This is a genomic window from Flavobacterium sp. A45 (assembly GCF_002001005.1).
In the GTDB taxonomy this organism is placed as follows: domain Bacteria; phylum Bacteroidota; class Bacteroidia; order Flavobacteriales; family Flavobacteriaceae; genus Flavobacterium.
In genome coordinates this window covers 1-12,355 of sequence record NZ_MUNX01000063.1, presented here as the reverse complement: position 1 = coordinate 12,355, position 12,355 = coordinate 1, and the positions used below count along the sequence as shown (strand labels likewise).

8 protein-coding genes are annotated in these 12,355 nt (G+C 34.2%); 2 read left to right on the top strand and 6 right to left on the bottom strand.

Features of this window, described 5'->3' with window-relative positions; genetic code table 11:
* The first annotated feature begins 36 nt into the window (after nt 1–36).
* Nucleotides 37–831, top strand: coding sequence for a DUF2797 domain-containing protein (locus tag B0E44_RS05480; protein WP_077371253.1), 795 nt, complete (start codon nt 37–39; stop codon nt 829–831).
* Nucleotides 832–1,136: 305 nt separating this feature from the next.
* Here B0E44_RS05480 and B0E44_RS05475 read toward each other — a convergent pair whose 3' ends face one another.
* The 5 genes from B0E44_RS05475 to sppA all read right to left on the bottom strand — a co-directional run bounded on the left by B0E44_RS05475 (nt 1,137) and on the right by sppA (nt 8,867).
* Nucleotides 1,137–2,105, bottom strand: a complete 969-nt coding sequence (locus B0E44_RS05475; RefSeq protein WP_077371251.1) for a WD40 repeat domain-containing protein — start codon at nt 2,103–2,105, stop codon at nt 1,137–1,139.
* Nucleotides 2,106–2,140: 35 nt separating this feature from the next.
* Nucleotides 2,141–2,569: a DoxX family protein gene (locus tag B0E44_RS05470; protein WP_077371249.1), complete on the bottom strand. Its 429-nt coding sequence runs from the start codon at nt 2,567–2,569 to the stop codon at nt 2,141–2,143.
* A gap of 405 nt (nt 2,570–2,974) precedes the next feature.
* Nucleotides 2,975–4,087: a two-component regulator propeller domain-containing protein gene (locus B0E44_RS05465; RefSeq protein WP_077371247.1), complete on the bottom strand. Its 1,113-nt coding sequence runs from the start codon at nt 4,085–4,087 to the stop codon at nt 2,975–2,977.
* Nucleotides 4,088–4,347: 260 nt separating this feature from the next.
* Nucleotides 4,348–6,978, bottom strand: coding sequence for an AsmA-like C-terminal region-containing protein (locus B0E44_RS05460; protein WP_077371245.1), 2,631 nt, complete (start codon nt 6,976–6,978; stop codon nt 4,348–4,350).
* Between the two features lie 131 nt (nt 6,979–7,109).
* Nucleotides 7,110–8,867 carry a signal peptide peptidase SppA gene (gene sppA, locus B0E44_RS05455; protein WP_077371243.1) on the bottom strand — a complete coding sequence of 586 codons (1,758 nt, stop codon included), beginning with the start codon at nt 8,865–8,867 and terminating at the stop codon, nt 7,110–7,112.
* Nucleotides 8,868–8,994: 127 nt separating this feature from the next.
* On the opposite strand from sppA, the gene folK reads away from it, so the two are divergent.
* Nucleotides 8,995–10,131 carry a 2-amino-4-hydroxy-6-hydroxymethyldihydropteridine diphosphokinase gene (gene folK, locus B0E44_RS05450; protein WP_077371241.1) on the top strand — a complete coding sequence of 379 codons (1,137 nt, stop codon included), beginning with the start codon at nt 8,995–8,997 and terminating at the stop codon, nt 10,129–10,131.
* Here folK and B0E44_RS05445 read toward each other — a convergent pair.
* Nucleotides 10,132–12,355 (bottom strand): T9SS type B sorting domain-containing protein (locus B0E44_RS05445; protein ID WP_371594688.1); only part of this gene is annotated, 2,224 nt, incomplete at its 5' end. It abuts the gene before it with no gap.

Genomic DNA, 12,355 nt, shown 5'->3' with positions numbered 1-12,355 from the left:
TAATCAAAAATCGTTAATCTTCAATCAATAATCTCAATGACTTACCAAGGCGTACTTTCTAAAATGCAAACCGAATTTGGAGATCCTATTCAATATTATTTGGTTTTCGAAAATAGTTTTTTGAACATGAATCAAGTATTGAACAAAGAGTTGGAAATCAGCTTCGAGGGATACCAATGTTTGAATTGTGGCAAAAAGAAAAAAATATACCGTCAAGGATTCTGTTATGATTGTTTCTATTCGAGTCCAGCAGTGGGTGATTGGATTATGAAACCCGAATTGAGCACCGCCCATCTTGGGATTGAAGATCGTGATTTGGCCTACGAGGAACAAGTACAATTGCAACCCCATATTGTTTATTTGGCATTGTCGAGTGAAGTAAAAGTAGGGGTGACCCGAAAAACTCAAGTACCCACACGATGGATTGATCAAGGCGCGAGCCAGGCCATTTCCATTGTTGAAGTACCCAATCGTTACTTGGCTGGAATTACCGAGGTAGCGCTCAAAAGCCATTATACGGATAAAACCAATTGGCGAAAAATGATCCAAAACGACATAGTTCATGTGGATTTAGTAGCCGAAAAATTAAAACTCGAAAAGTTAATCCCCGCCGAGGTGCAGGAATTTTATCATTTGGAGAAAAATGACGTTTACCAAATGCATTTTCCAGTATTGAATTATCCCAAAAAAGTAAACAGTCTAAACCTTGACAAAGAACCTAATTTCAAAGGGAAGCTCTTAGGGATCAAAGGGCAATACCTCATTTTTGAAGAAGGGACCGTTTTCAATGTCCGAAGTTTCGAGGGTTATGTAGTGAGGTTGGAAATTTAAAACTATAATTTCTAAAAATATTTTGGGGTCTGGCTATCCGCGCTACTCCGGTAGCTAGCTTCAAATGAAATTCACTGAACTCCTATGAGAATAAATCTATAGTGAAGTGATCCCTCACGTGGCATTAGGGCGTAAAATATGTTCTTCAATAATTTCACAGGTAAAATCCAATAAAAAATAACGTTTCGCTTTGAGATGGAGTGTACTTCGTAAGTTTTCAATTTCGGCTTTGTAGAAAATATTATGAGAAACGTATTTCCGCTGAATCATTCACTAAGGCAAAACGGCTATTAGTGGCTACCCTTTTATTCCACTGTTAATATTCTTTCTCCTTTATTATTCCAAAGTATTATTCTTTGTTCCAAACTTGATGTAATTATTCTGTTTCCTTTTTCATTCCAAGAAACACCCCATAAATAGTCTTTCGAATTACCTACTGAAATAAGGTTTCCTTTTGTGTCCCAAATTCTTAATGCGTCACTTGCCGATGCAAGCCTGTCACCTTTTGGATTCCAAGCCAAATTTCTATATTCCCCTTGACTGATGTCAATGGTTTTTAAAAGTTCGCCTTGGTCATTCCAATATTGTAGTAATGATTTGTCTTTTTCATCTCCATAATCTCCCGTTACAAAAAATTTGCCTGTTTTGTGCCAAGCGATACTTAACAACATTACTTCTTCTTGTCGATGTTTTATTGATTTTAATAAATTTCCTTCAATGTCAAAAAAGCGTATTTTGTCTGTTACAGTTGTAAGAATGTTTTTTTTAGGATGCCAATCAAGTGCTGTAATTCCTTTGGTTGAGTTAACTTGATTTACAAATTTTCTGATTAATTTACCTTTAATATCATAAATTAATATTTGTCCATCATTGTCTGTAATACCTAAATATTCACCTGTATAGTTCCAACCTAGTCCCCTTGCCCCGTCTGGTGAGATGTAATTTAACTCAATTCTCTCATTTGTTTCTAAATTGAGAATAAATGATTTTTCGTCAGACATTTGAGTTGTAACTGCAATAATGTTCATTGACGGATGCCATTTAATACGTGTAATAGTGTTCTTTATTGGAAATGACTTGTATGTTTTTAGACTTCCTTCGTTATAGATTTTTAAAGTGTCAATATTGCCTCCAATTGCAATGTGCTTTCCGTTAGGACTCCAATCTGTTGTCCAAAGTATTTCCTTTGTCAAGGTATTTTGTCCGAAAATCTGATTAGATAGAGCAATAGTCAGAAAATATAGGATGACTAATATTTCAATTCTTTTTGTCATTGTGCAGTTATTTTTTAGAGCTCTCACTAACTAAATTATTTGTTTGTATTCATTTTTGCTTTATCAAAAAAAACATAATCCAAACTAAATTTTCCTGAACCAAAAAACAAAAACAAAAGGAACAAAAGAAAAAATGTAGAAGCAGTTCCTCCGTTAAAGAAATTACCATCTGACATATACCATACTATTGTTGACATAGTCATCATTAGTGGGAATACTACAATTCGAGTAAATAGACCTACTATTAGGAAAGCTCCTCCAATCAACTCAGTTAATTTTGCAAGAGTTAGCATAAATCTTGGTGAAGAAAAACCAACATCAGTAAGAAATTTGGTGTAGTCATTCATTGTTGCTTCATCAAAGATTTCTTTGCCAAACATTATAATCATTATCCCTGCACAAATCCGTATTAAAGAAATTCCATTTTCCCAAACAGGTTTAGAGGTTAAAATTTTTGAATTCATTATTTTTTGATTTATTGTTATTAAGCAAAATTATTTTCTCTATACTTAAATGGTATAAAAAATATGTAAAAGGATTGTAAATAAATGTAATTTTTTTTTTTGAAGGCTAAAAGTAGAATAATCATTGCACTTAGTCAATGTGATTAAAATTTTGCAGATGTAAAAAAAAGCAGCGAAATATTAGTCAGTAAATTGTCTATTATATTTCTGGTTGTTTTTAGTTTACGATGCCTCTTTTAGGGTTTCTGGTACTAAAGCGGGTTTAGGACTAAATTAAACTTTATTTTTCGGATTTGCCATTCGAGCAATAGCGAACAGGCGAAGCAAATCAGATCAAATACAAAAACTACTTTTCATTAAGTCAATTGACCAAATCCGTTGTAAGAGCTGTTAGCAACAGTTATTTTAGTTCGTCCAAGTTTCTTTGTCTTTAGCATTCAAAATTATTTTTCCATCATAAATACTTAATCCTTGCCAGCTTCCAAACCATACTTGGCCTTTGTTATCTTCGAAAATACTTTGTGTGACATTGGATGTCAAGCCATCTTCAGTTGTGAATTGTTTGAAATTATTGCCATTATAACGGTAAACGCCATAACCTTCAGCCGTAAACCAAATATTCCCTTTGCTATCTTCATAAAAATTATAAGATTCTACACCTGCAATAATTTCATCCTTTGTGAAGTTGGTATATGTTTTACCATCAAATTTGCTCACACCGCCATTAAAAGTTCCAATCCAAATATTTCCTTGTTTGTCTTCTAAAATATCTGCAACGTTATTGTCGGTAAGTTCATTTTTAGCTGTTAAATGAATAAATTCTCCATTTTTATATTTAAAAATCCCATTCCCATCAGTAGCAAACCACATATTTCCATTCTTGTCTTCTATGATTTTAAAAACCAATTTGTCAGATAGCATTGGTTTTGCATTTTCGACTTTTGAAACTGGCAACAAAAAAGGTATAAACTTTTCACCGTTAAAATGACTAACTCCTCCTGTCGCCCCAACCCAAATAAGTCCGTTTTTGTCAATTGTTAAACCCCAAATTTCCGCATTCACACCTGGCAGTCCTTCTTTGAATGAAAATGTTTTAAATTTTATACCATCGTATTTTATGAGTCCTTCGGATGTTCCAAACCAAATATTACCTACTTTATCTTCTACAATCTCTAAAACCCTAAAATGTGGACTAATTCCAACAATGGTGATTCTTTCAAGTATTTGTCCATTATAGCGTATAATTCCATCTCCATTTGTTCCAAACCAATAGTTCCCTTTTTTGTCTTGATACATTGTCCTTACAAACTCCCTTACCATTCCATTTAAATTGGTGTGAATTTGCGGAAAGGTTGTACTTTGATTTGAATTGATTGGTTTATTGTTTATTCCATTTTCTGTTGTATGATTAACCGGTTTTTCTTTAACTTGTCCAATACAAGATGATATTTGTAAAGACAAAACAATTAGAATTAAATTTCTTGTTCTAGATATTTTATTGCTTTCAATGTTTGTCATATTGTTGTCTTATAATTGTTGATAACTCCTAAATATGCTCTACAAACCTTCGGATACACACACAGAATTGGGGTAGATTGGTGAAAGTTTGTTTCTTTTATCTTATATCAAATATAAATAATAATTATTGCAATCGCGTTAATCCTAATTTTAGTTGGATAATGGTAAAAAAACAAATCTTTCTGTCCAAAATCAGGCTAATAAAAAACCGCCTCACAACATAAAAATTGTAGGCGGCTTATAGTTTTGATTAAAACAATTTATGGTGTTGCAGGTGTTGTAGGTTCCGCGGGTTTTTTCTTTTTGAACAAACCGTTGATTAAACTGCTGGCTTTCTGTTTAATGTCTTCTTTTTGTGCATTGGTTTTAGTGGTGTCAGTGCCTGGTTTTGCGTTGGTATTTAGGTATTTATCCAATGCTGTGCCTCCCTTTTTAAGCAATTTATCCGATTGTTGTTTGGCTAACTGCATTGTTAAGTTAGTCACTGCCGTTTTCATATCCGATGAGATTTTTGGATTGCTGAATGTTCCGGTCATCAATGCTGTTACAGGAATGTTCTCAAATTTGGCAGCATCAGCTGGTGACATTTTTGAGATATAGGCATTGGCTTCTTTGCCAAGGTATTTGGCAGGAACATTAAATTTGATGTTGTAGTCCATATTTTGGTCAAAACCATGAGAACCGCCCACAACCGCTTTGATGTCTTGGTATTTGATTTCAAATGGTTTTACGTTTACTTTTCCGTCTTTGAAAGTAAGGGCTGCTTTGATGTCATTAAGATTTACTTTGTTTAAATCAATAAATTTCAAATTAGAAGTCAATGCTGTTAACAAAGTCGAATTGTTGGAGTTTATGGTTGTAGAAAGCAATTGTCCAATCAAATCACCTGAAATTGTTTTCAAATCTGGTGTCATTTCAGTAGCATCAAGATTTCCATTTAATTTGATGGTGGTGTTTACTTTTCCGTTTACGATTCCGGCAATTGGCGCTATTTTTTTCAACATATCCAATTGAGTAAAACTTTGTTGAATATCGACTTGATTTAAATTAAGATTCATGTCAAAAACCGGTGTTTTTCCTTTTGTGGAAACAGATCCACTGGCGCCTATATTTCCTCCAAAAATGGAAGTTTTTATATTTTCCAAAGTAATTTTCTCGTCTTTGATAATCATTTTTCCCGAAACATCTTTCAGTGTTAAGTTGTCATACAAAACGGTATTGGCTTTTGCGGTAAGCGTACAATTTAAGAAAGCCGGGATTTTCAATGGTTCTGATTTCTTTGTTTTTGCCGCTGTAGCTTCAGTTGTTCCTGTAGCCGTTGGAGCAGTGCTGGTTGTCATGAAATCACTAACAGCAAGTTGGTTTGAAGACAGATTGAAATTCCCTTTCAACTCCTGTTTTCTGAACATGAAACCATAAAAATTATCCAAAACTCCTGTTACGCTAAGATCACTTTTTCCTGTTTTGGCATTGAATTGTTTCAGATGCACTTGGCTTGGGTTGAATTGTACTAAGGCATTGCTGATGGTCATATTCTTGCCATTGGCGTCAGCATAATTAAATCCAGTTAAACCGATGGTCCCCGCATTGTTTATGTTTTGGTACTGGCTTTTCTCTACCGAAGCCATATCAAATTTTGTTGTCACATCCGCTTTCAAAATTCCGGTAAGCGGTTTGTCTAGTTTGATAGGGTATGCCTTAGAAAGATTCGCCAAGTTGATGGTTCCTTTCAAAGCTGCATCAACCAAAGCATTGGTACTGATGTTTTTGATTTTAGCTTTTGCATTAAAAACATCTTGATCTATTCGGAATGAAAGTTTGTCTAGATTAACGTAAGTGTCATTCATGATACCCGTTTCGTTCACAATTTTGGTATCGATTATTATACTTTGAACTGATTTCGGTAAGCTCGGATATTGGAACGAACCGTTGTTCGAAGCAATAGCGATGTTGAATTTTGGAATCGTCGTATCGGTAAGCATACCTTTGGCAAAACCGTTAACCGTAAAATCTCCGGTTGTTTTCACACCATCTAAGCTCGAAGAATAGGCAGCTGGAATCAACCCCAAAAAGTTCTTGAATGAGGAAGTTGGTGTCTTGAATTTCAAATCATAAACTTGTCCTGCATCGACCATTTGAATGAAACCGTCAAACTCCAATGGTAATTGATTGATTAAGGCTTTGTTTTCTTTAAAAGTGTATTTGCTTTTCTCTAAATCAATTCCAAGAACAGCATCCAATGACAAGGCGACATTCTTCATGTAATTGATTTTGCCCATGTCAAATGAAACTTTAGCCGTTGACTTGGTATCTAAATCCAATTTTGAGTTGCTAAAATCTCCGGTTCCTTCATGGTTCAAGCTGTCAATGACCATTCTCATTTGTGAAGATTCGTCGAAGTATTGAAACTTGAAATTCTCAATTTGATATTTCTGAATTTTCAACAACATAGGCTCGCTTTTACCTTCTTCTTTTGGTTTGTTATCTTTCAGGGCAATGTCAAAATTTCCGATTCCATCTTTGTTGAAAATAATATTGATAAAACCGTTTTTCGAAGTTATTCCTTCAATTTCCATTGCTTCTTCCTTGCCTTTGAATAATTCTTTGATTGACATTTTTAAATTCAATTCGCCTAAAGAAACCAAAGTGTCTCCTTCAAATGGAGCCTTATTGATAATCAGTAATTTGTCTAAGGTTACAGTTGCTTTTGGGAAATTTTTGAATAAACTCAAATCTGCATCTGCAAAAGAAACTTTAGCATCTACTTTTTCGTTGATGGCCTCAGTGATTTTGGCTTTTATTTGGTCTTTAAAGAAATAAGGAATTGCAAATAAGGAAGCTGTAAATACAACCAATACAATTCCAACGATTTTTAAAATTTTCTTTAGCATAGAGATTTAGTAATTTGGGTTATTATTTACAAAAATAAAGGTTTATTAATTAGTTGTTTTGTAAAATTATCATAAAAAGAAACCCTTTCAGTTCAAAAACGGAAAGGGTTTGAGTTTTATTATTAAAAAAATTAATGGATTGAAATCTCAAAAGGCATTCGAGCTTGTATTCCTTTTTGCATTTGAATTGTTTTAATTTGTTGCAAAATAAAATAATTTTCTTCTCCTAATTCTTCTTTTATAAAAGCTTCTTTTGATTTTGCAAAAGGGAAATTGGCAAAAACATCGGCAAAATCTTTTTCATAAACCGGGAAGTTTTGTGTGGAATAATCCTTGATTTTTGCTAATGTTGCGGCTTCTTTCAGAGCGTCATTTAAATTTCCAATTTTATCCACCAATCCAATTTTCTTGGCTTCCGAACCAGTCCAAACTCGTCCTTGAGCAATTGAATCTACTTGGGCAAATGTCATTTTTCGTCCTTCGGCAACGTGAGTTACAAATGTTTTATATACTCTCTCAACACCTTCCAGTGTTACGCCTTTGAATTTTTCATTCAAAGGAACAAATGGGCTGTAATTAGCATTCTCATTGGTCATTACTTGCTCTGTGTTGATTCCTATTTTTGTAGACAAGCGGCTAAAGTTGGGTAAAACTCCAAAAACGCCAATTGAACCTGTTATGGTGTTATTTTCTGCAAAAATGGTATTGGCATTACAAGCGATGTAATATCCTCCTGAAGCAGCATAATTTCCCATCGATACTACAACTGGTTTTACTTTTTTAGTTAATTCAATTTCTCTCCATATTAAATCAGATGTCAAGGCGCTTCCACCAGGACTATCAATACGAAGTACAATGGCTTTTATGTCTTTGCTTTTTCTGGCTTCTTGCAATGAACGTCGCATAGAACCTTCTCCAATTACATTGACATCACCTTCACCGCTTTGAATTTCGCCCTGCGCATAAATTACCGCAATTTGATTGTCTGTGTCTGAAATTAGGGATGTTGTAGCTACTTTTTGTGCATAATCCGTTATTGAAACTTTGTTGTAATCTTCATCATCTTTAACTTTCAAAGCTTTTTTGATGGCATCATGATACATATCTTCATAAGCGACAATGTCGATAAGTTTGTTGGCTTTGGCCATTTCCGGAGTACGAGCCAATAAACCAGTTGCGATTTCATTTAATCGCACGATGGATATATGACGACTTGCTGAGATGTCTTTAAGGATTGAACTCCAAACAGAATTTAACAAAGCGGTAGTCTGCTCTCTATTGGCATCACTCATTTTGTTTTCTAGGAAAGGCTCAACGGCACTTTTATATTTCCCATGACGAATAACTTCCATTTTTACTCCTGACTTTTCCTGTAAATCTTTGAAAAACATTATTTCTGTAGATAGTCCTTTAAAATCAAAATCACCGACAGGATTTAAGTAAATGGTGTTGGCAACAGAGTTTAAATAGTAATCTCTTTGGGAATAATTATTGGCGTAGGCCATAACAAACTTTCCTGATTTTTTGAAATCATTCAAAGCTTCTCTTAACTCTTTGGTTTGGGCTAATCCCAATGATGAATCTTCATTCAAAATTGAAATACCTTTAATGTCACTATCTGTTTTTGCGGCAGCAATGGCATTGATGATATCGGTAAGGCCAATATTTTTTTTCTCTGAAAAGACATCCATCCAAGGGTCTTTATATTTTCCGGCATAATCATTGGAGATGTGCTCTAAGTTTAATTCGATAACCGAATTGTTTTTGACCTCAATCCCCTCAGATTCTCCTCCAAAAATAGTTCCGATGAGAACTATACCGAAGAAAGACAACATGAAAAAAATAAAAATACCAATAATGGTAGCCATCACATTTCCTAAAAATCTCATATAGTATATTTTTTTTAATAAGTAGTAAAAAGTGCTGATTTGTTACAGTTAATGCTGAAAATAAATTGAAACACTCTGGGCAAATATACTGTTATTATAAAATTCTTTTCCTTAATTTGTGCCTAATATGGAATCACAGCATCAAGTTATTTTATCTCTAGGGAGCAATCAAGGCAATCGTTTGAAAAACATAGAATTATGTCTTGAATTGATTCATCGTGAAATCGGTACTATTATAAAAGTTTCGAATTTATATGAAACTCCTTCTTGGGGTTTTGAAAGTGAGGCGTTTTATAATTGCGCCTTGGTTATGCATACCGCTTATTCTGCTCAGAAAATCTTGGAGTTGGCTTTGCAAGTGGAAAAAAAACTGGGTCGTATTCGCAATGAAAATGTGGGCTATCAATCTAGGATTATTGATATAGATTTGATTGCTTTTGATGATGGAATTCTTGATTTTGAGCATCTTAAAATTCCGCATCCGCTAATGCAAAACCGAAAATTTGTTCTGTTGCCTTTTCAGGATTTGAAATTAGATTGGGTACATCCTGTTTTAAAAAAAACAATTTCAGAGTTAATCCTGATTACGCCTGATGACAGTATTTGTAAAGTAGTCCAAAAATTGAAATGTCCTTTGGATGCAGTAATATTGAACCAGTATAATTACATTGCAATAGAAGGTAATATTGGTGCGGGAAAATCAACTTTGGCACTAAAAATGGCTCAGGATTTTAATGCGAAAACAGTTTTGGAACGTTTTGCCGATAATCCGTTTTTGCCTAAATTTTATGAAGATCAAGGGCGATATGCTTTTTCGCTAGAAATGTCTTTTTTGGCGGATAGATACCAGCAGTTATCGGATGATTTGTCACAATTTGATTTGTTCAAAGATTTTATTATTGCCGATTACCATATTTTTAAATCGCTACTGTTTTCTAAAATTACATTGGAAGAAGACGAATTTCGATTGTATCGAACACTATTTGATATTATTTATAAAGAAATGCCAAAGCCTGATTTGTATATTTATCTCTATCAAAATACAACTCGTTTATTACAAAATATAAAAAACCGAGGCAGAAGCTATGAACAGGATATTACGGCTGATTATCTGGAAAAAATAAACAGAGGTTACTTGGAATACATCAAAAACCAAACGGATTTGAATGTTTTGGTGATAGATGTTTCCGATCGTGATTTTGTAAACAATCAAGAAGACTATCTTTTTATTTTGAATAAAATTCAAGAGAAAAAGAATCTGTAATTATCTCTTCAATGAAAAATGTCCTTTGACTTCTGGGCTATTTGAATCCAATTTTAATACATACCAATAATCCGTTGCAGGTAAGGGACTTTTGTTAAAAGTGCCATCCCAGCTTCGATTACGATTATTGAGTTTGGTAATTAATTTTCCATAACGATCAAAAAGAGTGACTTCAGCCAAGGGATAGTTTAATAATCCTTTTATTTCCCAGACATCATTAAATCCGTCATTGTTTGGAGTGAAATATTTTGGCACAATGATGACTATGAAAGGTTCGCTATCAAAACTACATTGATTAATTTCTCGAACATTAGCAGTCTGTAATCCGCTGGGAGCATTCGTAAAAATATTTGAACTTTGATAATTAACGCCGTCTATTGAATACTCAAAATAATCTTCACTTTTTATTAGTTCTATGGTTACGGTTGTTTCGTTAACTTTTATATTCTTTATTTCGGGTTTGTTGTTCTCTGCTACGGTAATTTTTTTTGTGTTAGTGCAGTTTTCTGGGGCTGGACTGGTTACATCTACTGTATAAATTCCAATTGTTGAAACGTCAATGGTTTGAGAGGTTTCACCGGTGTTCCAAAGATAAGTCATGTTGGGAATAGAGGCATTCAACTCAACTGAACCAGGAATGCATATTGGGACTTGTTGATCTGTCACTGGAGGAAGCGGATAAATCTCAATTTTAAATGGTGTTCTTGTTAATGATATGCAGTTATTGTTGTTTGCTTCTGCGTAAAAAGTGGTGCTTGTAGAAACTTGTGGCGTAATGTAAGTGAATCCAGTTCCTAAAATAGTACCTCCTGAATTTGTTGGAAACCAATTTATTATTCCTTCATTAGCTGTAGCTTTTAAGAAAAAAATACCTAAACCACAAACAGGAGAAAGTACAGTTTCAGAAGTTATGTTTGGGACAGAATTTACTATTACATCAATTGGAGTTCTTTGGGTTTTGCAACCGGTAATAGTGCTCTCTACATAATAGGTTGTTAAGGTGTTTAAGATTGGTGTTTTGAAATTTGTACCAGTGGCAATTGTATTTCCGCCAATTGCAGTGTCATACCAATTGATTGTTCCTGCAGAGGTTGTGGCCTCGAGATTGCTACTCCCTGAATTGCAAATTTGAGGTGCTGTCGTGCCGGTAATTGCAAGCATTGTTAAAGTAGTGCTGGCTGACATTTGTAGTGGGGGATCTCCAGGCATACCTCCATATTCTACAATGTATCCTTTTGGATGGTTGAACTTTGTTGGGTCTTTCACGCCATAAAGTTCTATGTCGTTCCATGTCCCTTTTTTACCATTGTCTGGATCTGTTATATAGGTGTAATTTTCAATTCCTGTTATGAAGTCTTTTATAACTCCTCCATTATTAGGTTCTTTATAGTTATTCCAATATGCGAAAGTTGAGGTGTAACCTGCTTCATATCCGTTCCAAAAAATTGTTCCTGTTTCTGGTCCAGATTCCCATCTCCATTCTCCTTCTTTTAGAGCGTCACTTCCAGCTAACCAGCCGTTTCCGGAGAGTTGCTCTCCCACAAATTTGGCTTCGTCTAATGTGGTAATAGTTGCTAAGTATCCTTTTAATCCATAGTAAGAACTTGATTCGGCAGCTCTTTTAGCATTTCCCCATGAAATACCAGGATTGGAAACAAATTGATAGTAATGGTTGGTTGAGGGAAGGTAATTTGATTTGCCTAAATTTATGGAGAAATTTCGAATGCCACTTGGTGTTGCAGAACTGTTTCTAAATTCGACATCCTTTGCAGCCTTGATAAAATCTGAATGAGGTAGTGGATTTCCATTTAAACTCGTAAGGGATAGTTTTCCTGTTTCTGTATCCCAATTTGATATTATGCTTGGATGTGAGCCTGTAAGAGTTAATAAATCTTCACCTATTACGTATCCTGAGGATATCTGGATATTTATTGCGTTAATGCTATTCTCTGCAGGGTCATTAATACTTATATCTGTGACTATTTTAATGCTGGATTTGGGACAATATATTTGATTTCCAGTTGCTTTGATTATGGGGGAGTCTGTTATGAAAATAGACGTAGATAAGTAGGTGTTTTGAAGGTAGTTTTTTTTAAATTCTTTTTTTGGAGAATTATGATCATTGATTGTAAATGTCGTATTGAAAATTATTACAACAAAAAGAGAAAGTATTTTTTTTTTGAATGCAGTTTTCATTACAATATAATTTACTTTAAATGAATGA